The organism is Xenorhabdus sp. TH1, assembly GCF_037260955.1.
In the GTDB taxonomy this organism is placed as follows: domain Bacteria; phylum Pseudomonadota; class Gammaproteobacteria; order Enterobacterales; family Enterobacteriaceae; genus Xenorhabdus; species Xenorhabdus griffiniae.
Genome location: NZ_CP147735.1, coordinates 40,164 through 64,389, shown reverse-complemented (window position 1 = coordinate 64,389; position 24,226 = coordinate 40,164). Strand labels below are relative to the sequence as shown.

Annotated in this window: 25 protein-coding genes and 7 pseudogenes; 16 read left to right on the top strand and 16 right to left on the bottom strand. The window is 41.8% G+C overall.

Annotation, left to right across the window (positions count from 1 at the left end; translation table 11 throughout):
* Positions 1 to 288 precede the first annotated feature (288 nt).
* From WDV74_RS16960 to WDV74_RS16940, 5 genes are all read left to right on the top strand, one after another.
* Positions 289 to 1,470: an MFS transporter gene (locus WDV74_RS16960; protein WP_338885783.1), complete on the top strand. Its 1,182-nt coding sequence runs from the start codon at positions 289 to 291 to the stop codon at positions 1,468 to 1,470.
* On the top strand, positions 1,460 to 2,218 hold the full coding sequence (locus WDV74_RS16955; protein WP_338885782.1) for a ferritin-like domain-containing protein: 759 nt from the start codon (positions 1,460 to 1,462) through the stop codon (positions 2,216 to 2,218). The genes WDV74_RS16960 and WDV74_RS16955 overlap by 11 nt, the downstream gene beginning before the upstream one ends.
* The gene (locus WDV74_RS16950) at positions 2,211 to 2,813 is read left to right on the top strand and encodes a hypothetical protein (protein ID WP_338885781.1); all 603 of its coding nucleotides are present in this window, start codon (positions 2,211 to 2,213) and stop codon (positions 2,811 to 2,813) included. Before WDV74_RS16955 ends, WDV74_RS16950 begins: the two co-directional genes overlap by 8 nt.
* Before the next feature lie 408 nt (positions 2,814 to 3,221).
* Entirely contained in the window at positions 3,222 to 4,211 is a 990-nt protein-coding gene (locus tag WDV74_RS16945; protein ID WP_338885780.1) for a sterol desaturase family protein, read from the top strand.
* Between the two features lie 257 nt (positions 4,212 to 4,468).
* Complete coding sequence (locus WDV74_RS16940) at positions 4,469 to 5,374, top strand: SDR family NAD(P)-dependent oxidoreductase (RefSeq protein ID WP_338885779.1); 906 nt, start codon at positions 4,469 to 4,471, stop codon at positions 5,372 to 5,374.
* A 240-nt stretch (positions 5,375 to 5,614) separates the two neighbouring features.
* Here WDV74_RS16940 and WDV74_RS16935 read toward each other — a convergent pair whose 3' ends face one another.
* Positions 5,615 to 6,139, bottom strand: coding sequence for a GNAT family N-acetyltransferase (locus tag WDV74_RS16935; protein WP_338885778.1), 525 nt, complete (start codon positions 6,137 to 6,139; stop codon positions 5,615 to 5,617).
* On the bottom strand, positions 6,136 to 6,414 hold the full coding sequence (locus WDV74_RS16930) for a DUF1778 domain-containing protein (RefSeq protein WP_338885777.1): 279 nt from the start codon (positions 6,412 to 6,414) through the stop codon (positions 6,136 to 6,138). The genes WDV74_RS16935 and WDV74_RS16930 overlap by 4 nt, the downstream gene beginning before the upstream one ends.
* Before the next feature lie 241 nt (positions 6,415 to 6,655).
* Here WDV74_RS16930 and WDV74_RS16925 point away from each other — a divergent pair.
* Positions 6,656 to 8,050, top strand: a pseudogene (locus WDV74_RS16925) (DDE-type integrase/transposase/recombinase); the annotation flags it as partial.
* Positions 8,051 to 8,096: 46 nt separating this feature from the next.
* Here WDV74_RS16925 and WDV74_RS16920 read toward each other — a convergent pair.
* Complete coding sequence (locus WDV74_RS16920; protein WP_338885776.1) at positions 8,097 to 10,421, bottom strand: Tn3 family transposase; 2,325 nt, start codon at positions 10,419 to 10,421, stop codon at positions 8,097 to 8,099.
* Between the two features lie 137 nt (positions 10,422 to 10,558).
* Between WDV74_RS16920 and WDV74_RS16915 the strand changes: the two genes are divergently transcribed.
* Both WDV74_RS16915 and ltrA read left to right on the top strand, forming a co-directional pair.
* A complete protein-coding gene (locus WDV74_RS16915) occupies positions 10,559 to 11,107 on the top strand; it encodes a recombinase family protein (protein ID WP_338885775.1) in 549 nt (182 codons plus the stop codon).
* A gap of 507 nt (positions 11,108 to 11,614) precedes the next feature.
* On the top strand, positions 11,615 to 12,949 hold the full coding sequence (ltrA, locus tag WDV74_RS16910) for a group II intron reverse transcriptase/maturase (protein WP_338885837.1): 1,335 nt from the start codon (positions 11,615 to 11,617) through the stop codon (positions 12,947 to 12,949).
* Positions 12,950 to 13,042: 93 nt separating this feature from the next.
* Here the strand turns inward: ltrA and WDV74_RS16905 are convergent, their stop codons facing one another.
* The gene (locus WDV74_RS16905) at positions 13,043 to 13,186 is read right to left on the bottom strand and encodes a hypothetical protein (RefSeq protein WP_338885774.1); all 144 of its coding nucleotides are present in this window, start codon (positions 13,184 to 13,186) and stop codon (positions 13,043 to 13,045) included.
* Between the two features lie 194 nt (positions 13,187 to 13,380).
* Positions 13,381 to 13,542 (bottom strand): hypothetical protein, encoded by a 162-nt coding sequence (locus WDV74_RS16900; RefSeq protein WP_338885773.1) that lies wholly within the window; start codon positions 13,540 to 13,542, stop codon positions 13,381 to 13,383.
* Positions 13,543 to 14,130: 588 nt separating this feature from the next.
* Between WDV74_RS16900 and WDV74_RS16895 the strand changes: the two genes are divergently transcribed.
* Positions 14,131 to 14,385: an antitoxin gene (locus WDV74_RS16895; RefSeq protein WP_338885772.1), complete on the top strand. Its 255-nt coding sequence runs from the start codon at positions 14,131 to 14,133 to the stop codon at positions 14,383 to 14,385.
* Positions 14,385 to 14,640 (top strand): annotated as a pseudogene (locus tag WDV74_RS16890) (type II toxin-antitoxin system RelE/ParE family toxin). The gene WDV74_RS16895 and the pseudogene WDV74_RS16890 overlap by 1 nt, the downstream one beginning before the upstream one ends.
* Positions 14,641 to 14,737: 97 nt before the next feature.
* Here WDV74_RS16890 and WDV74_RS16885 read toward each other — a convergent pair.
* The gene (locus WDV74_RS16885) at positions 14,738 to 15,181 is read right to left on the bottom strand and encodes a recombinase family protein (RefSeq protein ID WP_338885836.1); all 444 of its coding nucleotides are present in this window, start codon (positions 15,179 to 15,181) and stop codon (positions 14,738 to 14,740) included.
* Positions 15,182 to 15,282: 101 nt separating this feature from the next.
* On the opposite strand from WDV74_RS16885, the pseudogene WDV74_RS16880 reads away from it, so the two are divergent.
* Positions 15,283 to 16,338 (top strand): annotated as a pseudogene (locus WDV74_RS16880) (ISAs1 family transposase); the annotation flags it as partial.
* A gap of 34 nt (positions 16,339 to 16,372) precedes the next feature.
* On the opposite strand, the pseudogene WDV74_RS16875 reads toward WDV74_RS16880, so the two are convergent.
* Positions 16,373 to 16,492, bottom strand: a pseudogene (locus WDV74_RS16875) (recombinase family protein); the annotation flags it as partial.
* A gap of 170 nt (positions 16,493 to 16,662) precedes the next feature.
* On the opposite strand from WDV74_RS16875, the gene WDV74_RS16870 reads away from it, so the two are divergent.
* Genes WDV74_RS16870 through WDV74_RS16860 form a run of 3 tightly spaced genes read left to right on the top strand, consistent with a single transcriptional unit; the run spans position 16,663 to position 17,545 of the window.
* Positions 16,663 to 16,923 carry a type II toxin-antitoxin system Phd/YefM family antitoxin gene (locus WDV74_RS16870; protein WP_023043807.1) on the top strand — a complete coding sequence of 87 codons (261 nt, stop codon included), beginning with the start codon at positions 16,663 to 16,665 and terminating at the stop codon, positions 16,921 to 16,923.
* Positions 16,924 to 16,946: 23 nt separating this feature from the next.
* Positions 16,947 to 17,225 (top strand): arylsulfatase regulator, encoded by a 279-nt coding sequence (locus tag WDV74_RS16865; protein ID WP_338885770.1) that lies wholly within the window; start codon positions 16,947 to 16,949, stop codon positions 17,223 to 17,225.
* A gap of 5 nt (positions 17,226 to 17,230) precedes the next feature.
* Positions 17,231 to 17,545 (top strand): type II toxin-antitoxin system RelE/ParE family toxin, encoded by a 315-nt coding sequence (locus WDV74_RS16860; protein WP_338885769.1) that lies wholly within the window; start codon positions 17,231 to 17,233, stop codon positions 17,543 to 17,545.
* Between the two features lie 37 nt (positions 17,546 to 17,582).
* Here the strand turns inward: WDV74_RS16860 and WDV74_RS16855 are convergent.
* From WDV74_RS16855 to WDV74_RS16825, 7 genes and pseudogenes are all read right to left on the bottom strand, one after another.
* A pseudogene (locus WDV74_RS16855) lies at positions 17,583 to 19,085 on the bottom strand (IS66 family transposase).
* 84 nt (positions 19,086 to 19,169) lie between these two features.
* Positions 19,170 to 19,511 (bottom strand): IS66 family insertion sequence element accessory protein TnpB, encoded by a 342-nt coding sequence (tnpB, locus tag WDV74_RS16850; RefSeq protein WP_338885768.1) that lies wholly within the window; start codon positions 19,509 to 19,511, stop codon positions 19,170 to 19,172.
* Positions 19,508 to 19,714: a hypothetical protein gene (locus tag WDV74_RS16845; protein WP_338885767.1), complete on the bottom strand. Its 207-nt coding sequence runs from the start codon at positions 19,712 to 19,714 to the stop codon at positions 19,508 to 19,510. The genes tnpB and WDV74_RS16845 overlap by 4 nt, the downstream gene beginning before the upstream one ends.
* On the bottom strand, positions 19,656 to 19,805 hold the full coding sequence (locus WDV74_RS16840) for a hypothetical protein (protein ID WP_338885766.1): 150 nt from the start codon (positions 19,803 to 19,805) through the stop codon (positions 19,656 to 19,658). The genes WDV74_RS16845 and WDV74_RS16840 overlap by 59 nt, the downstream gene beginning before the upstream one ends.
* A gap of 80 nt (positions 19,806 to 19,885) precedes the next feature.
* Positions 19,886 to 20,092, bottom strand: a complete 207-nt coding sequence (locus WDV74_RS16835) for a hypothetical protein (RefSeq protein ID WP_338885765.1) — start codon at positions 20,090 to 20,092, stop codon at positions 19,886 to 19,888.
* Positions 20,093 to 20,167: 75 nt separating this feature from the next.
* Positions 20,168 to 20,692, bottom strand: a complete 525-nt coding sequence (locus tag WDV74_RS16830) for a hypothetical protein (protein ID WP_338885764.1) — start codon at positions 20,690 to 20,692, stop codon at positions 20,168 to 20,170.
* Positions 20,693 to 20,704: 12 nt separating this feature from the next.
* Positions 20,705 to 21,136: a hypothetical protein gene (locus WDV74_RS16825; RefSeq protein ID WP_338885763.1), complete on the bottom strand. Its 432-nt coding sequence runs from the start codon at positions 21,134 to 21,136 to the stop codon at positions 20,705 to 20,707.
* 245 nt (positions 21,137 to 21,381) lie between these two features.
* On the opposite strand from WDV74_RS16825, the pseudogene WDV74_RS16820 reads away from it, so the two are divergent.
* Positions 21,382 to 21,492, top strand: a pseudogene (locus WDV74_RS16820) (IS630 family transposase); the annotation flags it as partial.
* A gap of 193 nt (positions 21,493 to 21,685) precedes the next feature.
* Here WDV74_RS16820 and WDV74_RS16815 read toward each other — a convergent pair.
* Positions 21,686 to 22,549, bottom strand: coding sequence for a 3-hydroxyacyl-CoA dehydrogenase family protein (locus tag WDV74_RS16815; RefSeq protein ID WP_338885762.1), 864 nt, complete (start codon positions 22,547 to 22,549; stop codon positions 21,686 to 21,688).
* A 245-nt stretch (positions 22,550 to 22,794) separates the two neighbouring features.
* On the opposite strand from WDV74_RS16815, the pseudogene tnpA reads away from it, so the two are divergent.
* Positions 22,795 to 23,252: pseudogene (gene tnpA, locus WDV74_RS16810) on the top strand (IS200/IS605 family transposase).
* Between the two features lie 158 nt (positions 23,253 to 23,410).
* On the opposite strand, the gene WDV74_RS16805 reads toward tnpA, so the two are convergent.
* Positions 23,411 to 24,145: a GNAT family N-acetyltransferase gene (locus WDV74_RS16805; RefSeq protein ID WP_338885761.1), complete on the bottom strand. Its 735-nt coding sequence runs from the start codon at positions 24,143 to 24,145 to the stop codon at positions 23,411 to 23,413.
* Between the last annotated feature and the right edge of the window lie 81 nt (positions 24,146 to 24,226).

Here is a 24,226-nt window from a genome sequence, read left to right as displayed (position 1 = left end):
AGAATTTATACATCATTATAAATGGTGAAACCGTATTAATTTGAATAACAAACAGACTTAGATCACAAAATATTAAAAACTCAATAACATTTTATTTACTTATGAATATTCGGGAGATATCTTTATTCAGCCTTGCAAGGATATGCATATGACGAAAAATCATTCACTATTTTTATCAGGAGATCATTATGGATTATCAACCACTGGCTAGCTAATTAGCTATAAATAAAAAATATGAGCAGGTATAATGCTTTTTATACCTGTTCACTCTAGGAAAATATATGAACCATGATAATAAAATATGTTAGCATAGGTTCCAATGAATTGGATACCTATTTAGATTATGCAGTATTTAATCTTATTGCAATTTTTATATTACATGCAAGCCCTGAAAAACTGGGTATATTAGGTTCATGTTTTGCATTGCCTTTTTTATTCTCAGGTTATTTATTCGGAAAAATATTTGATAAATACAAAGTCCGTTTGTTGAGAGGGATTCTTTTTTCTATCAATGCATGTGCCATGCTATTTATTGCATCAGCAGATAGTATGATTGTCCTTTACTCTATTGCATTTATTAAAACAATGGCTAGATGTGGAATTAATATATCAAACACAAAACTAAATAAAGATGATAAAGAAAGCATTCAATTTTATGAAATTTACGGATATTTAATTAATTTAAGTCGTATAATAATGCCTCTAATAGTTGTAGGATTATATAATCATATTGGGGTTTTGGCTATTGTATTTCTTTCTATTTTTCTTAGTCTTTCCGCTATATTAAGTACCTTTATTGATCCGGAAACATATAATTTCAGTAACACTAATTCCAAACACAAGAGTACTAGAGATTATGATTATTTTTCGTTAATAAGATTTATGATGAATGAGAAAACTCTAGGAATATTAATAACAGCATACACAATATCCAATCTTGCTTTTTTTCTTAGTAGCGATATGTTAGGTCTTTTTTTTAAAGAAATAGGTCAGTCTGAAAATAGCATTGGCATTATTATCTCTTTAATGGGAGTAGGTGGTTTTATTGGAACTAAATTAGCTTCTTTCTTAACAAAGAAATTAAAACCAAATTTAATATTGATTTTTTCTGTGCTGGTTAATACAGTTGCATTTATCTGCTTTGGTTTTTTTTCACCTATTACTACTTCTGTTTTATTTTTTTATTCAGCCATAATTCTCGTAGGATTGGCTTCAGGAATTACATTTTTCGCTATCCGATATGGCGTTAGAAATACAATTGGTTATGAAGTTATAGGGAAAGCAACTGGTATCATACAAATGATATCTTCTATAGTAGCAATTATTATGCCTATTGTTGGAGGTATTATTGCAGGTTATTTTGGAATTAATATTACTTTCAGGATTACGAGCATTATCTTTGCCTGCACCCTGCTCTATTTCAGTCTATATATCACTAAAAAAAACAGGAATAAAATATATGAATGGTAGTTCGCAAAAAATAAGTGACATAAATTTTTTGAATGACAAACATTATGATATATACCAGAAAGGAAAATCTCGTCAGATTTGGGACTGTTCCCTAGATTGGGATCTAGCACTAAATGATCGACTTCCAGATCGTCTGCGTGATACTGCTATCAGTGTTGCCAGTTTATCCGCACATGTTGAACTGCTGGGAATGGAAAACGCAGCTGAATTATTATTACAGACAGATGATTTTGCTCTTAAGATCGGTCTGGCACAAGCTGTAAATGATGAGGCCAGACATTCTGAACTTTTCTCTAAATATGCCATTCTCGCTAATGGAAATATTAAAGATTTATCCAGGACACGCGAACTATACATGGAACACTTCGCCGAACTAAAAACATTTGATGAAACATTTTTGAGTCATGTTTTTCTTGAAAATGGTGCACTAGAACAATTTAATATTTTTATTCATGCGTTCAGTGAACAAAGCTTAATTGGTCAGATTTATAAAGGTGCTCTACAAGATGAAGCTCGGCATGTTCAGTTAGGAATTAATTATTTCCGCCAGATTATTAGCCGTTCGCCAGAAAAAATGGAAATGATTCATGATCATCTAGTCACTTTTAAGAGAATTCTCCATGTTAATGAAGATGGCATAAACTGGCTTTCCGATATGAGTGGTATACCTGCAAAGGAAATTGAAAGTCGAATCCAGTACAGACATGACAACTTTATCAACAAAATTATGGGAGGAAAAAATGTTTAATGGAATAATAGTGATTAGAAATGCTATATCTGAACGTGAAATTGATATTATGTATCATTATCTGGCAGTTTCAAAAAATTGTGGATATTTAAAAGGAAATACAGATTCAGTATCTGCTCATATGTACTATGCATTACCCTATTTTGAAGCTATGTTGAGCTATTACTCCGATTTTGTATCTGAGATAGTTGGGGAAAGAGTGTATCCCAGTTATTCTTTTCTCTGGAATTATAAGAAAAATTATCAGCTTCCTAAACATAAAGATAGGAATTCTGTAGATTACATTATTTCTCTTGGGATTCACCCAAAAGAAGAAAGTGGCTGGAATCTTTTTATTGAAGATGAAGAAGTGGCTCTCCACTCGACGGATATACTGATTCTTGATGGAAAAAAACTTGAACATTGGCGTGAACCATGCCCTTATGAAAACCGCCTCCAATTAATACTTTGTTATACAAGAGATAAAAGTTTGATGTTTGATAAAAGAAAACATCTTGGGTTTGATCCAGTTCCAGAAGTTATTACTTCTCCATTTAAAAAACAGTTGTCTATTGACGATGCTTATATACAAGAATTAGGGGATAAATATGTTTGACCTCCTTTTATTCTTCTATATTAAAGATTAAAACTTGAGATACAGTGTTACATGATAGGTGCAGCATAGATTACATATGTGATTTCATACTAAATCGGCATTCCGCACATTATTCATAATTTATTGTTTTAATTAAAAATGGCACGTTTCTTATATAAATTCTTAAAAAGTATAGTGTTATAAAGATAGTAACGAAGTGCAGGTACAAAGCACTAGCGACTATACGGGATTAAGAACGAATTTGTCAGAAATTTTAGTTAGTTAAAATTAATTAGAAGATGTTCTTAGAAAATATCATGCTCACATACTAGTGAGTATGTTTCCCAACATTAGCGCTCTTATAAATATATTGGTTAGGACTAATTTGATGAAATTACCATAGAGTGATTAATTAAGGATAAAGTTGATATGCTAATAACTGATGTGGTAAACAGTATTTTTATTCAAGAAACAGTAGCCTCTCTTTGGCATCGTTTGACTGTATTTTTTTCGCCAAATCACGGACTTTTCATAGGTTACCTTTCTACCGCATTTTTTATATCAATAATCTATTTCTTTTGGAAACTGAAAACATTCAACCCAATCAGAGCTATTCGTGAAATTATCCGAACCCACAATTTCACATCACGCTCATCGCTGGATGATTTAAAATTCTACTTTTTTGACAAAGTACTGCTCGGTTTTATTTATGCATTTATACTCAAGGCGGCGCTCTTTTTTCGTCAATACGTTATGGAGCTGCTGGCTTTAAGCGAAATCTCTACACAACATTATGTGCCTGGAACGCTTCTTAGTGTTTTATTGACATTTGGTGCTCTACTAGTTTTTGATTTTGCTGTTTTTTTTGAACACTATTTGTCCCACAAGATTATGATATTATGGGAATTTCATAAAATTCATCATATGGCTGAACATCTCAATCCATTAACAGCTTACCGATCACATCCGGTTAATCAGTGCTCATTTATTTTTATTGTAAGCCTACTAACCGGCATCTATTCAGGGATCATTGGGTATTTTTTTGATTCAAAACACGCCATCATGATATTTGCTGGGCAAAACGTGTTTATGTTTATGCTACTAATGCTAGGATTGAATCTCCAACATTCTATGGTGTACCTACGATATCCTAGGTTTATAAGGAACATTCTTATCAGCCCAGCCTATCACCAACTACACCACAGCAGTGATACTAAACATCATGACCGGAATTTTGGATTCGTTTTTTCCTTTTGGGATAGGTTGTTTGGTACTCAGTTTTTTCCTTCTGCTGGAGTTAAGCTGGTTTTTGGTGTGGCGGGAGAGAAATATGAAAACTATGCTGGACTGAGAAAAATGTATTTTACTCCATTCAAACGAGCAGCCAAAAGAATTAAAAAATGGTTCAATGGCATTTAATGAAAACAGGATTAGTATGGAGTTATTATATGCAACGATTCCTTACATGGAGTATTACAAACGATGTGTGACGCAATAAAATTTCGATTATCAAGAGATTAAAAATAGCAGGAATAGTAAAATAATTGGTTATTGGTGAGTTCAGTGACCGTTTAGAAATTATGGAAGGATCTTATTTGAAAGATATTGCAAAAGCAGCATTTCAAGATATGAAATCACTCTCACTACAACAAGCTTTATTGAGTTAGGAGATAATTATGGAACATAAAATACTATCAACCTCAAAAAAATTCAAATCGGTACTAATAACAGGAGCATCCACAGGACTCGGTCGTGAAACTGCAGTTTTCCTTTCAAATAAAGGATTTACTGTTTTTTCAGGTGTGAGAGATACAAGCAACATAGCTCCAGATTTAACACACGATATTCATTATATACCACTTGATGTAACTCACATAGAAAGTATTGATAATGCATTATCACTAATTAAAAAGAGTGATGCTCCACCGCTTTGGGCTCTTATAAATAATGCAGGTATTTGTGTGCCCTCACCATTAGAAATTCTACCTATTGATGAACTAAGATATCAGTTGGAAACTAACGTGATAGGACAATTTTCTATAACCCAAAGAGTTCTTCCTCTTTTTCGCTATAGAAAAGGGCGTATTATTAATATTACGTCAAGCTTGGGTAATTTGGCTATGCCATATTTGGGCGCTTATTCTATGTCTCAATTCGCAAAAGAAGCTTTTAGTGATGCGTTAAGGCGAGAGTTGTACAACTCAGGTGTAAATGTGATAATCATTCAACCAGGATCTATCAATACTCCTCTCTGGGATAAGTTTCGACCCGTCGGACAGAACATTATGGCTAACACTAGTAGTTCTTCGAAAAAAATTTATAGTCGCTCTTTTCAAGCCTTCTTAGAAGGATGCTTAATACATGCACAATCCAGCACTACAACATCGGAGCATTTTGCTCAAACTGTTTACTTAGCTTTAACAGATAACTCTCCTAAAACAAGATATTTTGTTGGTCAAGATTCTATAGATTTTCGTGCCAAAGCACATAATTTATCGACTCGTACTTTGGATCATGAACTATCAACTATATCTCCAAGTTATGATGAATTTCTCATCGATTCTTCGATTCTGTCACATTAATGGGTGTAGTTATAAGGATTAGCTGGTCGAGTAGCCCGAGGGAATCTCACCTGCAGGCTCTCACGCAACCGGACGTGAATCTCTCGATTCATCCGGCTCCTATCGTCCAGTCATTCCAGCATGGGTAATCTGCCAATGAACAAACAGTCTAGGCCACCGCACAATTAGGGGTAGTGACCGGGTAGCTGCGATAACCGCCAACTTTAAGGGTATCATTTGGTGGTTGATACCAATCATAGGTTACAGTTTCCCCGCAGTAGTCAGCGCGGCATGTATTGTTTTGAATGGTAACAGTAAAGATAGACGGGCATCCAATAGCGGAACAGCACCATAGCTGGCATACCATTCGGCAACACGTTCATTCTTGGCATCAATCAACAATGCTACGCCGCCTGCCTGAACAGCCACCAACAAGCAACGCCGCCCAGCTGCAAGCAATAACTGACCACCGAGTCCTTGACTCTGTACTGAAAGATCTACAGCCAGACGGCCAAGTCGAAATACCGGCACATCATGTCGAGCTAGGCCGCGTTTAATCACCTCCGGTGCTCGTTCATAAGCAATGGAGGCGGGACTTAGGCTGTAGTAACCCAATATCTTTTCATTGTGCTCGCTAATAGCAAGGTAGGTTTTTGCCCCACCTTTTTCATGGCTCTGCCGGGCGTGTCGATATAGAAATTGATTCAATACCCCATCTCCACAATCGAAAGCACCGCGATCATGATGTTTGCCAATGGGTTCTTCGTGCCAGATTGGTTGTTTCATGATTGTTTCGGCATGGCAAATGCTGCGGCCATTAATTTATTATTGGGGACTGGCGGATTATCTAACAGATCCAGAACATGCAGACTGTCTCTTTCGGTCAGCGCCAGTCGCTCATTCTCGTCGATAATCTTCCGTGCTACTGACATCACATTGCGGAGCACAAACTCAGTCAAGTTGGTGTGCTGCAAAGCAGCTGCACGCATTAACAGCGACTTTTCGTCTGAGGCTATACGTAGCGACATACGGTCATTAGTTTCTACAGGGATTTGAGGCATGGTTAAGCTCTCCTAATTTGTACACACTAAAATTGTACATCAAGGTGTGCCTGTTAGCAAGGTGTACACAATGAAGGCGTACATTAATAATGTCAAATACGACCGTTTTTGGCACGGTCGTGAACCCTATCAATTTTGTCATTTTCAGAAGACGCCTGCACCAATTAATAGGGATTAGAGCCTGATGTGCATATGACTTCTGATAAAATAATGTCAGAAGTTGGCTGCACTAAACGTGATTATGCTTGGTACTCATGTGCACCAAAGTGAGGTGTGAGCATGTTAGACACACCACAAATTACTGAGCGGGGCGTGATGACATTGCCTGATAAGGCATGGCAAGAAGCTCAACGCAGAAATGAGGTCATTGAACCACTGGCAGCGCTTAATACGGTCGGTCATCAAGCTGCTGATGCTGCCGCTCAGACATTAGGTTTATCACGGCGGCAGGTATATGCCCTGATTAGCCGAACCCGGCAAGGCTCTGGTCTTGTGACAGATCTGGCACTGGGTCAATCTGATGGTGGAAAAGGAAAAAAACGCTTGCCGGAGTCAGTCGAAAGTATCATCCATGATTTACTGAAAAAGCGATGTTTTACTAAGCAGAAGTGCAGTCTGGCAGCACTTCACCGAGAGATTACTCAGGTCTGTAAAAAGCAAAATTTACCCGTACCAACACGCAATACGGTGGCATTGCGGGTAGCTAACCTTGATCCACTCAAAACGATACATTACCGAGAAGGCCAAGATGCAACCCGGGATCGACAAAGTACCGGAGGTTTACCTCCCGCCGTGGCTGCACCGCTGGAACAGGTACAAATTGACCACACAGTCATTGATCTAATCGTTGTTGATACTTGTGATCGGCGACCGATTGGTCGCCCATACCTTACCATCGCTATTGATGTATTCACGCGTTGCGTGCTTGGCATGGTGATCACCCTGGAAGCACCGTCTGCTGTTTCTGTAGGGCTTTGTCTCGCCCACATCGCTTGTGACAAACGCCCTTGGCTGGAAAGGTTGGATGTAGAAATGAGCTGGCCGATGAGTGGCAAACCCAGACAACTCTATCTCGACAACGCAGCTGAATCTAAAAGTGAAGCTCTGCGCCGGGGCTGCGAACAACACGGTATCCGATTGGACTATCGTCCCCCCGGGCAACCACACTATGGCGGCATTGTAGAATGGCTCATCGGTACAACAATGCAAATGGTTCACGATGAATTGCCGGGAACCACCTTCTCCAACCCCAAACAACGTGGGGAATATACTTCCGATAAGTTAGCTTCTCTGACACTGTCTGAACTAGAGCGCTGGTTCACTCTGGCGCTCGGTGCCTATCACGGTTCGGTACACAGTGGTATACTTCAACCTCCGGCTGCATGCTGGGCTGAAGCAGTGGAGCGAATTTGTTGTCACGCACACGACCGCCTTTCTGGTTGATTTTCTACCCGTGTTCCGCCGCACTCTGACACATACCGGCTTTGTTATCGACCACATTCATTACTACGCTGACGTACTCAAGCCCTGGATTGCCCGACGTGAAAATTTTCCTGCGTTTCTGATCCGGCGTGACCCACGCGATATCAGCCGTATTTGGGTACTGGAACCAGAGGGGCAGCATTATCTGGAAATCCGGGTTTTGCGCCCATTCCCTCGATAAGTTCACTCACCGCGATTTATTACTCTGTGGCAGGTTCTTCAGTTTCTGAATCTGCTAGCGGATCAACACGTTCCAGCATACTGTATAGGTTCAGTAAACCACTCCTGTTCCCAAAAACATAGTTCCCTGCCAATTGTATATGGCGCCAGGCCACAGGTGAAAAACCGGCGATCAGATTGACTGCTTTCTGATTTCCTTCCTTCTGGAACTTTTCAATTAACGCAGACAGCAACGCTGAATTGTAATAAATAATACAGTTAGCAATCAGTCTGGCGCAGTCATTCCACTGATCGATCTGATAATCGTTTCCGCCCCGGAACTGATTACCATTGACCGATGCAATTGCTCTGCGTAACTGGTGATAGGCCTCCCCACGATTCAACGCTTGCTGTACAAACTGCCTCAGCGTTTTGTTATCAACATACTCCAAAAGATAAAGGCATTTAATCAGTCGATCATATTCATGAAGTACTAACAGTGTTCGGTGACTGCGTTTGTCATTGGACAGCTTTTTTATCACCGTACTTTGCTGGGTGGCTTTACGGCTGAGTGAGCAGATAATGTGCTGGATATTTTCCCATTCCCGTTCGATTAATTTACGCCGGATAGGTTTTTTTAGTTTAAGATTCACATCTGTGCCTGTATTCACCTCAAATTGTTTCGCGAACGCATGTTTAAATCGGGCATAACGTGGCGAGAACTGATAACCAAAGATATCCAGAATCGCAAAATTGACATTATTGATACCGTGTGTGTCTGTTGCCAGTGATTTCGGCTGAATATCACTGCTGTTATTGTAGAGTAAGTCAAAAGCATAGTGCCCTTCATACTCATTAGGTGAAATCACTACGGTGTTGATAGGAACATGATTAGAGACCAACGTCATTGCTGAGACGCCTTTCCCCTTACGGAAATATTTAGCCGAGAATCTGGCTTTGAATGTATTGGCACGACAAGCATACTTCTGACCGTCGATACTGCCAAAAGGCGATGACTCGTTGATCGTGTAATACCTGAATACAGGTAATTTGGCTATTCCATTCGAGATCAGGTCATTGGCTGCGCTAATCGTTTCAGGCCGGACGAACGAATCATTGATGCTACGTAAAACGCCAATGCTACGATCTGAAATCGCCGCTATCCGGTGAAGACCATAATTTGTGCCATTACCAAAAATACAGGCGATTAAATTATCTTCCTCTGCCTGCGTGCATTTTTTTCTGGTGGCGATACCTTGAAAAACATGAAGAAACCCCGTTTTCTGATTGACATAATTCATGATCTCAATAATTCCCATATGACTTATCTGGCTATATACCGGATTATCAATATCATCGCGCCACCGTCGATTCGCTAATGTCCACGCAAGCTGGTTTGAGTGAGGCTGTAATTTGACAAACTCATTGGTATCATCAGAGATACTGGTGGCAATTTGGTTCATTCGCTGCTCAAGTCGTTTTCCAAATTCATCCAGTGTCTGAGCTATGGGGACTGATAGCCGTTGCAAACCGGTTTTCTCGATAAGGCTAATTTTGTCGTTTTCCCAGTCTTTGACCGGAATAAGGTCATCTTCCAACCGTTTATTTTTTTCGCTTTCAGTAATGTAAGTCTGTTCGGGATAGATACTCTTGATGGTCTGATGGGTTTCCAGCTCCCGATCCAGCTCAGAAGGGGAAAAATCACGGGCTGAGCCTTTGTATGCGGATAAGCTGTTAAGCAAGCCTTGAGTGGAAATGATTTGTTTCAACCTGTCGGTTGTTGCGTCAGACATTTGTTGTGAAAGAATGGCTTCAATACGTTGTTGTTCTGCCACAAGAGTCTCCGTCACCAGTTCTTGCAAGCGGGTATAGCCGGGAAGAGCAATTCGCTTCTGACCCAAAAAAGCCAGAATTTCATCAAAAATATACCGGGGATCGGTACAGATTGTCGCGACATCTTTTAGATGGGTTATCAAAGCCGTATGGTGAACTTGGGTGAGACGCTCAAAATTCAGGGTATCCAGTGCTTTTTTGACGAGTTTGAAACGGGTACTTTTAGCCATATTGACCCATATCGGTTTTTCATCCGGGAAGTAAGTCTTGCGAACGTACTCAGCATCTTCAGCGACTTCATTAAGGTTAAATTTTTGAATGACAGGCTTAGCCCGAAAATAGCCCAGTAGCAGAATAAAATAGATCCGGGTTTCCGGCTTATTCAACTCTGCAACAATCGTCGTGGTATGAGGATCTAAAGAGAAATAGTCTTCTCTGTTGGCATGGCTGAATACAGGGCGTTCATATAATTCTTTGACTTCATTCTGGCTTAAGATGTGGAGTCGCCTTTCGCTCTTCTTGGTATCACTCATTATCCGCTTTAGGTATCATAATTTGTAAGTTCTGATACTTTACAGTCGGGCATTTAAGCCAATATCAAATATCTTGATTTTATGATTATGATACCTGATAGTATCAATATCGATTTTTGATACTGAGAACGATACAAATGGCATTGCTGGGCTACGCAAGGGTTTCGACCACACAACAAAAACTGGATATTCAGATTATGGTTCTGAAACAGGCGGGGATCCGTGAAGATCGGATTTTCACGGATAAGATGACCGGAAAAACTGATAACAGAGAAGGGTTGAAAAAGTTACTGGCCAGAGCTGAAAGAGACGACACCATTATATGTACCAAAATGGATCGTTTAGGCCGCAATACTGCGGACATGATCAAAATTGTCGATAGCTGCTACAAAAAAGGTATAGCTATTCGGTTTTTGGACAACAGCCTTAGCACTGAGGGTACGATGGGTAAAATGATGGTTCAGATTCTGGCTGCGGTGACTGAGGCAGAGCGCGAACGCATTCTTGAGCGTACTAATGAAGGTCGCCAATTTGCAAAGGAATCCGGCGTTAGATTTGGCAGAAAACCGCATAAAGGTGCAGTTCAGGCCAAGAATATGATAATTCAGGAAGCACCGATGAAAGACGTCATGGAAAGGACGGGAATATCCAGAGCAACCTACTTTAGACTGAAAAAGAGGGTTTGATTTTGTGAAGTGAACTTATCGAGGGAATGGGCAGTGCGCTGGGAAAAGCTGTACTGATCTTGTGGGTGAAAGTCCCACCGTAGAAGGTTAGCCAGACTACTACGTAGCGAGTCTTGCGTGTCCGGCGGTAACAAAGGAGACGAAGCGTAGACAGCGAAACATTCGAGCCGGAATCAAATGATGAACGTGATAGCTCCGAAATACATCTGATCGTGTGTGCCGATAGTTAGCCCAGCTAGCAGGCAACAGTTACTGGATGGTCATACTGGCGAATATCCATACAGCAACACACACCGGAGCCGCAGGCGTCAGCGAGTTTGTAGAGAACAGTATGGAACCCAGGAGATCCTGATATTTCTCAATGGAGTGAGTATTTCTGGCGCAAGTGCAAAACACAAGGCCGGAGAAATGAGTATCAGGAAGTCGGAGTCAGTCATAGTAGTGATGAAGCGGGTAATGACCGTGGAGCAAAGGGCTGGCAGACAGATCGAACGTAAGAGGGCAACAATGACCGTACACAGCAACGACGGAATTTCATGGTTAACGAAACTTGAGCGTATAGGCGAGAAATCAGCAGGTAATAAGCAACAAGTGTTTAATAATTTAGGACATTTGTTGAACTGTGACATGCTGAAAGGGCAATTCCTGCGGCTGGACGGGAGTAAAGCCGCGGGTATTGATCGCATGACAAAAGCCGCTTACGGTGAACACCTTGATGAGAATATTCAACATCTCATTCTGCGGATACGCAGAGGAACGTATCACCCGAAAGCAGCCCGTATCACTGAGATCCCGAAAGAGGATGGCAGTAAACGGCCTTTAGCGATTTCGTGCATAGAAGATAAACTGATCCAGCTTGCGGTCAATGATATCCTCAGCCGAATTTATGAACCGCTGTTTATGCCCTGCTCCTACGGTTTCCGGCCGGGGCTTGATTGTCATACGGCATTAAGGGCACTACAGCAGCAAACATTCCGTAACTGGAATGGTGCGGTAGTGGAAATCGACATCCGAAAGTATTTCAACACGATACCACATATCGAGTTGATGAGTTTGCTCCGGAAGAAGATATCAGATCGACGCTTTCTCAGATTGATTGAGGTACTGCTAATGGCACCCGTCATGATGGACAAGGTGGTTTCCAACAATGTCTGTGGATGTCCGCAAGGTTCAATCCTGTCACCCGTGCTTGCCAATATCTACCTACATCACGTGATTGATGAATGGTTTGACGAAATCAGCCGCTCCCACATTCGTGGTCGGGCAGAGATGGTAAGATATGCCGATGACATGGTGTTTACCTTTCAGTATCCCAAAGAAGCAAAGCGTTTCTATGAAGTTTTACCGAAAAGACTGAATAAATATGGTTTGGAGTTGCACGATGACAAATCGCAGTTAATTTCTGCGGGACACGTTGCAGCAATGAGAGCCGATTTGTCAGGAAAACGGTTACCCACGTTTAACTTTCTGGGCTTTACCTGCTATTGGGGTAAAACGCGAAAAGGATACTGGCGGTTGAAATTGACCAGCCGAAAAGACCGTTTCGCAGCTAAATTGAAGGGACTCAGGGATTTTCTCCGGAAGAACCTGAACACGACTGATATAAGGCTAATCCTGAATACTGTCATCAGGGTAGTCAGAGGCTGGATAAACTATCACAGTGTTTCTGACAACCAGAGAAGAGTTGAGCAATTTATCTACCAAAGCAAGTGGATAATTTATCGATGGTTTAACCGGAAAGGTGGGCGTCACCGGCTAACGTGGGAAAAGCTAAATCTAATCCTGAAAATGCTGAATTATCCATCCCGATGGAAAACACATTCAATGTTCAATTCTCGCTGAATAGGTGTAGGGGCACAGGTCTGTCGGGAGCCGGATGCGGTAGTTCCGCACGTCCGGTTCTGAGGAGGGGGCTGTCTGGGTGACCGGACAGCTCTACTCACCCAAAACCCCTAAATAGATCTCTTCAGGCTCAGAGGAAGTAGGTTCTATTGTTGATTCAATAAGTTTTGCCCGATTTTGATTTTTTTCTTTCACCATTCCAGTGATGTTAGCGAGTCGTAATTCTAAGTCATTCATTCTACTGACTCCTTGAGAAAGGCGAGTATGTTAAGTAATTCAGAAAATTCATTCGCGCGCATTGCAGGCAGTCGAACGGACAACCCTTTACGAAGACGCTCGCAAATCATTATCATTGTCAGTGCTGACATTTTCATATCTCCTATGGTCTTGTTGGTAATCAGCCCCTACTCTTGGTCGTGGAGGGGCTGATTTCATTGTAAAAACAATCTAACAGTACTTTTCGAGACGATAAGTCCTTTATCTTGTAACCAGTCCGCTATTTGTTGAAATGAAAACCCCCTCGCTCTCATTTCCTCTATTTCTGCTCTGTAACGCTCAAGCAAATTTTGTTTGTGACCTTTTGGTTTTTCCACCTATCCTCCTAGATAAATCATTTGATTCAAAAAAATCATTTAAGTCAAAATTAATCATTTAAACCAAATAAGTCAATTTATTAGGTAATTTAAATATAAGACTGTGATAAAAAGCACGGCATATCAGGTAGGGTGACTAAATTAAGAAATAAAAATAACTATTTGTATATAAAAGTATTTTTACAAAAAATGGCGTGGGATTTTTAATAGCTAATCTTCTTTAATATAAAAATAATCGTTTTTAATCCCCTACACTTGTGGATAACCTTGCAAAAAACCAGCGAGCAGATCTCGCACATCCCCTCAGAAACGAGTTGAAAACAAGGTAAGTAATATTTAATCATTTTGAATACGATACCCTCCTTATGCTTGTCCTAGTAAAATTCCTTTAGTTCATCAAAGAAACATTAAATTCAGTGTGAACATACTTCAAATAAGCATCTGATAAAATTCCGCTTCCTCGATGGTTAGTTCGCTCTGCTCAAACCATCTTGCGGCGAGCGGTGTGGGTTAACATGCTTTAAATTCCGTTTTCTGAGGATATGTGCTAATGTGGGTTTGTGGGATAATTCATAAGAGAAATAAATTATGAGCCGTTTAACTATTGATATAACCGATCAACAACACAAAAGTTTGAAAGCGTTGGCAGCCTTGCAGGGCAAAACAATCAAGCAATATACACTCGAACGTTTGTTCCCTGACATGACCGATAGCGATCAAGCATGGCAAGAATTGAAGGTCTTATTAAATACGCGGATCAGTGAAGGGATGGAAGGTAAGGTATCGAAAAAAAGCATCGACGAAATTGTTAATGAAGAACTTGCCAAGAACGGACGCGATTAATGGGCTATGTACTGACAGAAGCCGCTGAAGCTGATTTGTGCGCCATTACATTACTACCCTGAAACAAGGTATTGAACGTCTCGCTTGCGGCAAAGGATCTTTCAAGGATATGAGCGAATTCTTTCCATCATGGCGCGTTGTGAACATCATTATGTATTTTGTTTGCCACGCAAAGATGCTCCTGCGTTAATAGTGGCAATTTTTCATGAGAGGATGGACTTATTGGCACGCCTTGTTGACCGACTAAAGTTGTGATTGGATTTTAAAAAGATCTGAGAGCATAAAAATTACGATTTATCAACCATCGCGATTTGGATTGTGAATTGCATGATGCTGTCCTCCCGGGTTGTGGCTACTGTATTCCCCCGTTTTTTAGCTGGTGACGCAATTTATAATACGTAGAAACACCTAATCCTACGTTATCGCAGGCCAGCTTTAACTTGATACCTTTTGCTCTTAACGCGTCTATTTGAGGTAATTTACTGATATCCGCAGGCGGCCTGCCCGTTCGTTCCCCGCGCTGTTTTTTTGCTGCGATCCTTTCGTTTTGCCTCTCCCGAATGAGTGCCCGTTCAAACTGACTGAAGGCCGACATCATATGCAGTTGCAGCTCTTGCATGGGCGTGCTCTCGTGAGCACTAAACGTAAGCTGCTCTTTCAGGAATATCAGTGTAATACCTTGCTGGCGTAAACGCAGGGTCAGGCTACACATATCCATCATATTGCGGCATAACCGATCGATGGAGTGAACAACAATCGTGTCACCGGTTCTGACAGGGGTTACGCATGAAAATATTTAGTGGATAATTCCTTTATTTTAGAGGGGGGCCGATGAAAGAATTAGTGGAGGTCTTTTCTGATTTTCCAGATCCACATTGTTAGGGAAAGGTTAAACACCGTTTTATTGATATCTTAGTGATCGCGGTATGCGCTGTCATTGCCGGGGCTAACGCCTGGATCGATATTGAACAGTACGGCCAGCTAAAAAAGGATTGGCTGGGTTCATTTCTTCTGCTCAAAGGCGGTATTCCGTCACATGATACTTTCCGGCGCTGTTTTAGTTTATTAAATCCGGGCCTCTTTGAACGTCATTTTTATCAGTGGATTTCTCGTGACGTCTCTTCAGAAAAGCGAGCGATCATTGCGATTGATGGTAAAAGTTTACGCCATTCGTTTGATAAGAAAATTGAACAAAGCCCACTACATGTGGTGAGTGCATTCTCGGTTGAGAAAGGACTCAGCTTATGTCAGTGTGCAGTAGACGGAAAATCAAACGAAATTAAGGCCATCCCCGCATTATTATCGATGCTTTCATTGAAAGGACATCTCGTGACGATTGATGCGATGGGCTGCCAACGCACGATTGCTCAGCAATTACGTGAGAGTGAAGCCGATTATATTTTGTCGCTTAAAGGCAATCAGGGAAAAACTTTTTCGGAAGCTGTTAATTATTTTCAACAGCAACAGATAACCCAAAAACCTTACCTTAAACCTGACTATGATGAATTCGATGATAGTCATGGACGTACCGTCAGACGACGTGGATGGGTTCTGCCGCTGACATCAGAAACAAAATACCTAAGTTCTTGGCCAAATATTCAGGCCCTTCTGGTAACGGAAACGATACGGCAAGAACACTACTCTGACACGGTGACCTCTGATTTTCGTTATTATTTAAGTAGTTGCCGGGATAATCCCACCTTTCAGTTAGGTGCGATACGAAAACATTGGGCTATCGAAAATAGTTTACACTGGGTACTGGATGTCACTTTTCGAGAAGATGACTCACGGATGAGAGAGCGGATCGCCACAAGAGTATTTGCCCAATTACGTAAAATGGCACTCAATATCGTTAAACGAGATACCAACAGTAAACTGAGTTTAAGTGCCCGAAGGAAATCGGCCGGGTGGGATAATGGCTATATGGAAGCGCTGTTATTTAATCAATTTTAGCCTACTAAAATTTCATGCGTAACCCCTGGTGTGTTGTCCGACCACTGCGTTTTTCCTGATAAAGACGTTCACACTCCGCTTGTCTTAATTTTTCCAGCTGAATGTCTAAACTTTGACCTGTTGAGCTGACCCGCGCATAACCAATTTTTGCCATAACCTATCATTATCCTTTAGACCATTTGATTGAGTACTTATGATAGGACTTTTAAGAGCTATTTCCAGCGACTATTAAAAAGTATACTTTTTAATAGCTTTAAATTTGATCGAATCGTTCGATTCGTTTATATTGTTTGAATCATGCTATGATTCAATGAGAGGACTATTATGGATGCTCTTTCTGCCAATGAAGCCAAAACCCAGTTTGGCGACATGCTACTCAAAGCACAACGTGCCCCAATCCAAATCAATAAAAACGGAAAACCCGTTGCGGTGGTTATCTCAATGGATGAATACGAAAGCATTGAAACACTCCGGTTAAAATTATTGCAGTCAAGAGCTGAACAGGCCAGAGTTGATATTGAATCCGGTAACACCCTCGATGGCGAAGCTTTTTTTAATGAACTGATATCAGGTCAGTACGATTAGAATTTCACCTATTGAGGAAAAAAATGTCTGTAGCCGGACTTAGCGCAGAACAATTACGGTGGGTGAAACGTATACATGACTATGCTGCCCGTTTTCCTCTAACCGAAACCGGTGATGCGCAATTACGGAAAACCTGTTACGACTATATGGATACATTCAAACAGGTGATAGACAGTGCATCAATTGCCCAGCTGGATGGTATCTGTCAGCAATACACCGGTTTTTTCCGGTTCGCCAAACTCATGGAAATGCTGGCTCAGGGTATTGCTGAGGGCATTATCGACGTTCCCAGGGATCATTAACCATCATGGACATATCACACTACCGTTTAACGCCTGATACCCAGGCCGATCTGATTGAAATTCGCCGTTTTACTGTACAACAATGGGGTGAGGTGCAATCAGAAAAATACCTGTCAGGACTTCAACAAACCTTTCGTTTGCTGGCTTCTACCCCTGCACTGGGAAGAGACAGGCCAGACGTCGGATCGGGCGTATTGAGTTTTCCTTATGTCAGTCATGTCATTTATTACCTCATCCACGAACGGCAACCGGTGATATTTGGTGTGCTGCACAAACGAATGGTGCCGGCAAATCATCTGGACGGACGCGAAATGATTTGATTGTCTGTAAGCGCTCAATTAAACCGTGCAGTTCACATTAATCGCTGATGTTCACGTTCCACGGCAACAGGTCGTGCAGGGGCTCACCGGATTGGCGTCTGGGGAGTTCGGTAAAAATATGCCGGAAGTAAAAATAAAGATTGATGTCATTGGCCCGGCAGGTCATCACCAGGCTGTACAGATTCGCACTGGCAAAGGCTCCGTCTGCCGACGTGGAAAACAGCCAATTCTTGCGTCCGGTGGTGAACGGGCGGATATCCCGCTCGGTGACATTATTGTCAATGCTGAGATGCCCGTTTTCCAGATAGATTATCAGTTTCGGCCACTGGTTCAGCGTATAAGTGATCGCCGTGCCGATGATACTTTTCGGCAACACGCTTTGACTCGCTTCGGTCAGCCAGTCGTGGAACGCTTTCAGAACCGGGGACGCTTTTTCCTGTCATAATCGCCGTCGTGCATCGGGGCTGAGTAACCGCGCTTCCCGCTCAATGGCATACAGCCGGGCGATAAAAGTCAGCCCTTGTTCAGCACGTCCGGCTTTTTTACCCACCTGAGCTTTCTGGGCGTCCGTAAATTTGCGACGGACATGCGCCATGCACCCGGCGTGTCTGACCGATTTCAGCGTATCGTAAGCCGCATAGCCATCGGTCAGCAGGTCACCGGCATAATCCCCTAAAAAATCGGCGGCACAACGCCCGCTGCGGCTTGGCTGGTAGTCGAAAATCACCGCCGGATGAGCGGCAAATTCGCCACTGCGATACACCCACATATAAGATTTGCTCTGCGCCGGGCGATCCGCTTCGTGGAGCACCTGAACAGGCGTTTCATCCGCACAAATCAGCGGTTCATTGAGTAAGTGCGCCTGCATCTGTTCAACCAGCACATGCACCTTGCGACCAAGCTACACACACCAGTTCGCCAGCGTACTTCGGCTAATCTCAATACCGGAACGCGCTAAAATATCGGCCTGCCGGTACAGCGGCAGTGCATCGACATATTTAGCCGTGACAATGGCGGCCTGTGTCTCCGGGCTGGTGATCGTCCGGGGTAACAAGCTGGCTGGGGACGGCGCCGTGATAATTTTGCTGTGAGGTTCGGTTTTTTCACACTGCCGACAGGTGTATTTGGTGCGTTCGTGACGAATGACGTTGACTTTCTGCGGCACAATTTTCAGGGTTTCTGACGTTTCGGTCCCACAGGCATGCAGCGGCTCGCCACAACAGTCGCAGTGCGGCACATTCAGCGTATGACACTGCACTTCCCGCGCTAATCCTGCCGGTAACGGCTGACGCCCTTTTTTGTGATGTGCCGGCGTCGGTTTAGGCCGGCTTATCTGCTGTTCCGCCTCGTTAAAGGTGCCTTTATCGGCTTTTTCACTCTGTTTGCCAAAGCGTTTCGATTTGCTGAGATTGAGCTGTTCGAGCAGGTGCTGGATTTGAGTTCGCAGCTCAGCCAGGGATTCAGCCTGCGCCTGATTAAGCGCCTGAAGCTGGCAAACGAGCGCTTTGAGTTGGTCAATATCATCCGGCAGGTCAGTCATCATTCAGGCTCTCAGAAGGAAAACCCCTGAGTGTGACAGTTAAATCTGATCGTGCCAGTCTTAATGAACGATCAGTGTCACCGATCACATTTTCAAGCCCTGTAAGGGCTGATGCGCACGAGGATGGGTTAATGCCAGACCCGACAACAGCCAGTTCAATTGCGGGCGCGTAATATGGACGGTGCCGTCCGCCACGGGCGCTGGCCACTGAAAACGGCCCTTTTCCAGCCGGCGGTAGTAGCGCCAGAAGCCGTTGGTGTCCCAGAACAGGATCTTGAGTTTGTCGCGATGACGGTTACAAAAAATAAATCCGGCTTCACTGAGCGGATCCAACCCCAGCGCCTCCACCACATTCGCCAGCCCGTCGATGGATTTTCGCATGTCGGTCGGGCCGGAGACCAGATAGAGGTGACCAACCGGTATCATCGCAGCGCCTCAACCCAGTGGCGGATCTGTGCAGGGGATAATCCGGCGGGCAGCTCCGCCCGAAGTCCGTTGGGCAGGCAGAGTATGATGGTGTGCCCGGCATTCGCATGTTCTTCAACCACAACAGGATGCAGGCATTGAGGTTCACGCTGTTGCCGACGTTTTTTTTGTCCAGTAGTAAAACGTCGCCAGCTTAATCGCATGGTGCTGGTAAAACACCGTCACCGTCTGTCCGCTCTGCTGCTGGGAATCAATCATCCCTGCCCAGTATTGCTGTTTTTCAGTCAGTGTCATGGTGGTTTATCTCCTGAATAAAAAGAAAACACACGATGACAAAAAATTAATTAATCGGGTATGTAGGGTTAATTAGGCGTTTACTTTTCACTAACATTGAACTCTTTATAGGTATTTCTGGACATACCGTTAAGAGTTGGAGTAGCTATGTTGATAACTGGTATATTATTAACTTGGTTAACTTGAGTGTTAAAATCATTAGGAATGATATCATTAGCAAAAGCTAGGTTAATAGAAACTAACAAAGTTAATGTAGAAATCTTTGTAAAAGTTTTAAAGTTTTTCATAAAATCCTATTTTTATGTAGATCTGCTTTGATTTAAATCAAAGCAGATCTAATAATAATGAAATAGGTTTAATTGTTATATTCTAAGTAAGTCTCCTGTATAATCAAGTGGGATTTTACAAGCATAACCTCTACTAGAATCTACAACGCTTCTTAAATATTCATTAAAAGTTAAATCAGTATCTACTATTGTGTCATAGTTAGTATCAAGATAATAAACTAAATCAGGATTATCTGAATCAGTTAATAAGAAATAATGCAAAATTCCTTCATTTTCCATTGAAATAAAGAAAGGTTTTTGTTCTACTAAATCAAATCGTTGAACTTCTCTTAATCCATTTTCACATCCTATTTGAAATTTTATCTCATCTCTGATATTAGCAGTTTCACTATAAAAACTTAAAGGTTGATTTGAAAAAAAACCTCCACTGCAACGCCCTATGTGAATTAAAAAATCAAGTAATTGACCTTGAATTTTAATATCATATAAACGTTCTAATTTTACTATATCTTCTTCTGAATAGCCCTTAATGTAAGTAATATCTATAGTCAACTCTGGGTAAGCAGAATGTAGATATTCTATTAATTCTGTTTTAGTCATTTATAACTCCAATTAATCTACTGACCATAAAGATTGTAATTTATGAAAATAATCATTCAATAATTTGGCATTACATTTTTTACTGAAAGAGAACCTTCTATAAAAAGGTTTATAATTGATATCTTCCTCCAAACTCATAACAGTGTATATAATTAACTTAAGTTCTCCATAGGATAATCTAAGGTTATAGAATATTTCATTGTTTAAATGTTCTTTTTTCAAAATTATATTTGTTTTATGTGAAATATTGGATTGTATATAATCTGATTTTTCTAAAAAAGCAGATCTATACCAGGACAATTTATCTAGGTTTTTTTCTTCAATCTCTTCAGATTTAAGCAAAATATCATGTAAACAATCCCTAAGAATAACTAATTCTTCATATGTCATTCTGATAGTATAAAAACTAACTCCAGATACAGTTTCTCTATTTAAGGTCTTCATATTGATTTAAGGTCTTTATATTGAATTTATCACTAGATATTTAGGGTTTTCTACCGGTTGTACCAATAATAAAATCTTTATTTTGATCTGCAAATACTTTGCTATTAGGTTTACAGCCAGCACACATTCCTGGAGATGTAGCACTAAATAGCTTGTCAAAATGGTAAGAGTATCAAAGAAACTCGATCCTAAATTTGCAAAATTTTTGTTCCCAAAACGCAAAATCACAGAAAAAAGATCGAGTCATGCTTATCATACCACCCACTTCACGAAATGAACGTCGGCAGATGAAAAAAGTTGTCCAAAAAACATCTGATAAAAATTATGCACGGCGGATCATGGGGATACTTCTATTGGGAGCATGACCCGAATGAGCAGGTACGAAACAATGTCTATTTCCCTGATGCAAAAACTTTCCGTGAAACCCTTCATCATTTTTTTCATGTCACCTTACCCGGAAAAGGACAGGAATTGGCTACCCGGTTGACCGATAATTTCCAGACTTTAATTCCTGCATCTTCAAGTTAATTGCGTATATGGCAGCAAACATCAATATGCCATAGTGTATGTATAAAAACCCTTACCAGTTTTGCGCCCTAAATACCCCGCATCAACCATAGTTCTCATCAAGGGGCAAACCCGGTATTTCGAGTCCTGAAACATCTGGTAAAGTACGTCAAGCGAGTTGACGATAGTATCAATTCCAATCAAATCGGCCGTTTCTAGCTGCCCCATTTTATGCCCGAAACACCCCTTGAATATGGCATCGACATCTTTGGGCTGAGCAAGCCCATCTTGTACTGTAAATGCCGCTTCATTCATAAATAAATGAGAAATCTGGTTGGAAACAAAACCGGGGCCATCTTTTACCACCACTGCTTGTTTGCCTAATATCGTCAGAATTTCCAGACATCGTTCCTGAATCGTCTCCGAGGTATTAAAACCAAGAATCACCTCAACCGTCGGTTTCAAATAAACCGGATTCATAAAATGCACACCTATCACCTGAGACGGGACGCAATGGAACGATCCCAATTTTGTGATGGGAATGCAGGAGGTATTCGATGCCAGTACAGCATCAGGCGCAATAAATTCCGCCATATTCGCATATAGCGCCTGTTTTATCGCAATATTTTCGGTGATGTTTTCTACGACAAATTCCCGATCGGAAACAGCCAATAAATCCTGCGACCAAACTATATTTTGCAATATCATTTCCGCCGTTTTTCCTTTGGCAAGCGGACTGAACAACGGAGCATAACCGGCTGTTTCTACGATATTTTCTCGGCTTTTTTCACAGGAAATCGTATCTTTTTCAATAACAACAACATCATGCCCGCGCAAAGCGCAGTCGAAGGCAAGGCTGGAGCCGATATTTCCGCCGCCAACCACAGCTATTTTAAGTTTTGACATAGTGACTGTTTCTTCTTAGTTGCAATGAAATAAGTAATGGAGTGAGTAACGGATGTAGTGATAAAAACAGGTTGCAGCTCATCAAACTGCAACCTTCATTGTATATAGAAAACCCCCAGCTAGGCTGGGGGTTCCGTAGAGCTTACAGCTCTAAGTCGGCTATAAAAACCCCTTTTGATTTGTTAAAACACCTTGCGGTCTGGCAACTGCAAAAGTGAATGAAGAAATCGAAAGGGGGTCCCACCATGAGGGATGAAAAGAGCTTAGCGCATACCCGATGGAACTGTAAATACCACATAGTCTTTGCCCCAAGATACCGAAGGCAGGTGTTCTACGGAGAAAAACGGAGAGCGATAGGCAGCATATTAAGAAAACTCTGTGAATGGAAAAACGTGAACATATTGGAGGCAGAATGTTGCGCGGATCACTCCACATGCTTCTGGAAATCCCGCCCAAGATGAGTGTGTCGAGCTTTATGGGGTATCTGAAGGGGAAAAGTAGCCTGATGCTTTATGAGCAATTTGGTGATCTCAAATTCAAATATCGCAATCGTGAGTTTTGGTGTCGGGGGTATTACGTTGATACAGTGGGAAAAAATGCAGTAAGGATACAGGAATACATAAGGCATCAACTGGAGACGGATAAATTGGGAGAACAATTATCAATCCCGTATCCCGGTAGCCCGTTTACGGGCCGTAAGTAATCAATAGAATGCAAATGTCAGATCGCCATGCGCCTGTTAGGGCGCGGCTGGTAAGAAAGCCTTATAGGCGCATATGAAAAACCCCCGGCTATGCCGGGGGATACTTATTTCAAAACGAATGGATTATTTCAATTCAGAAAATTTTTCGAGGAAATAACTCAGCTAACTGAATCAGGGGAAATGACTTCCCATTTACCGAACAATGTTAAACCGGCAGCTTTAGCCAGTGCCGCAGAAGCGAGATTATCAAGCTGGCACCTGAACTGAGGTTCATACCCCTGAGTACAGGCATGCTGACTGATTGCGCGTACCACTTTTCGGGCATAGCCTTTACTGCGGAAAGATTCCAGCGTCAGTACGCCCATATCAGCAAGTTGCGAATCATTCCACGGGTACATGCTGGCGGCGCTGACCAGACGGTTTTGCTCATCAAAAGCGCCGAATACTAACCAGTGACCCAGCTCAACATAGGCGTTGTCCAAGTCCTGCTCCGACGCTGATGCTTGAAATGCCGAGAAGATTTCACCATCTTGCTTTTCCGTCAGTTGACGCTGCATATTGCCTGAATGTTCCTGCAATAATTGGCGCTTTTTTGTGTCTGGAAAATAAAAAATATAGTCAGCGCCATGCAAAGTCATATTCGCCTGATTTAATTTCTGGCGAAAAATAGATTCAGACATTTTCTCCTGATGATAAAGCCCGGCTTTTTCAGCCATCTCTGGCGTTAGAACTGCCATAACCCGGCCATCACTGGTTTCCAGTACCATCACGCGCTCATCCTGTTCCAACCGGGTATTGGTGGTGATAGTAAAAACATCATCCTGATAAAGGATATCTTCACCCAACATAATAGCCTGCCAGAAATCAGTTATTGTTTTTGAAAATAAAGGCATACTTTTTACTCACGTGGATTGACTTATATAAAATGAAGAACCCCGCCGTAAAGAGGGTGTCGTAAAAGGGGGGAGGTCATT

Excerpts from the sequence above, each read along its gene's own strand:
- WDV74_RS16870 (WP_023043807.1), top strand. The coding sequence starts at position 16,663 with ATGGATGCTCTTTCTGCCAATGAAGCCAAAACCCAGTTTGGCGACATG.
- tnpB (WP_338885768.1), bottom strand. The coding sequence starts at position 19,511 with ATGATACCGGTTGGTCACCTCTATCTGGTCTCCGGCCCGACCGACATG.
- WDV74_RS16935 (WP_338885778.1), bottom strand. The coding sequence starts at position 6,139 with ATGAAACAACCAATCTGGCACGAAGAACCCATTGGCAAACATCATGAT.
- WDV74_RS16895 (WP_338885772.1), top strand. The coding sequence starts at position 14,131 with ATGAGCCGTTTAACTATTGATATAACCGATCAACAACACAAAAGTTTG.
- WDV74_RS16865 (WP_338885770.1), top strand. The coding sequence starts at position 16,947 with ATGTCTGTAGCCGGACTTAGCGCAGAACAATTACGGTGGGTGAAACGT.
- WDV74_RS16955 (WP_338885782.1), top strand. The coding sequence starts at position 1,460 with ATGAATGGTAGTTCGCAAAAAATAAGTGACATAAATTTTTTGAATGAC.
- WDV74_RS16930 (WP_338885777.1), bottom strand. The coding sequence starts at position 6,414 with ATGCCTCAAATCCCTGTAGAAACTAATGACCGTATGTCGCTACGTATA.
- WDV74_RS16940 (WP_338885779.1), top strand. The coding sequence starts at position 4,469 with ATGGAACATAAAATACTATCAACCTCAAAAAAATTCAAATCGGTACTA.
- ltrA (WP_338885837.1), top strand. The coding sequence starts at position 11,615 with ATGACCGTACACAGCAACGACGGAATTTCATGGTTAACGAAACTTGAG.
- WDV74_RS16830 (WP_338885764.1), bottom strand. The coding sequence starts at position 20,692 with ATGACTAAAACAGAATTAATAGAATATCTACATTCTGCTTACCCAGAG.
- WDV74_RS16920 (WP_338885776.1), bottom strand. The coding sequence starts at position 10,421 with ATGAGTGATACCAAGAAGAGCGAAAGGCGACTCCACATCTTAAGCCAG.
- WDV74_RS16915 (WP_338885775.1), top strand. The coding sequence starts at position 10,559 with ATGGCATTGCTGGGCTACGCAAGGGTTTCGACCACACAACAAAAACTG.
- WDV74_RS16835 (WP_338885765.1), bottom strand. The coding sequence starts at position 20,092 with ATGAAAAACTTTAAAACTTTTACAAAGATTTCTACATTAACTTTGTTA.
- WDV74_RS16860 (WP_338885769.1), top strand. The coding sequence starts at position 17,231 with ATGGACATATCACACTACCGTTTAACGCCTGATACCCAGGCCGATCTG.
- WDV74_RS16960 (WP_338885783.1), top strand. The coding sequence starts at position 289 with ATGATAATAAAATATGTTAGCATAGGTTCCAATGAATTGGATACCTAT.
- WDV74_RS16950 (WP_338885781.1), top strand. The coding sequence starts at position 2,211 with ATGTTTAATGGAATAATAGTGATTAGAAATGCTATATCTGAACGTGAA.
- WDV74_RS16905 (WP_338885774.1), bottom strand. The coding sequence starts at position 13,186 with ATGAATGACTTAGAATTACGACTCGCTAACATCACTGGAATGGTGAAA.
- WDV74_RS16845 (WP_338885767.1), bottom strand. The coding sequence starts at position 19,714 with ATGCGATTAAGCTGGCGACGTTTTACTACTGGACAAAAAAAACGTCGG.
- WDV74_RS16815 (WP_338885762.1), bottom strand. The coding sequence starts at position 22,549 with ATGTCAAAACTTAAAATAGCTGTGGTTGGCGGCGGAAATATCGGCTCC.
- WDV74_RS16840 (WP_338885766.1), bottom strand. The coding sequence starts at position 19,805 with ATGACACTGACTGAAAAACAGCAATACTGGGCAGGGATGATTGATTCC.
- WDV74_RS16805 (WP_338885761.1), bottom strand. The coding sequence starts at position 24,145 with ATGCCTTTATTTTCAAAAACAATAACTGATTTCTGGCAGGCTATTATG.
- WDV74_RS16945 (WP_338885780.1), top strand. The coding sequence starts at position 3,222 with ATGCTAATAACTGATGTGGTAAACAGTATTTTTATTCAAGAAACAGTA.
- WDV74_RS16825 (WP_338885763.1), bottom strand. The coding sequence starts at position 21,136 with ATGAAGACCTTAAATAGAGAAACTGTATCTGGAGTTAGTTTTTATACT.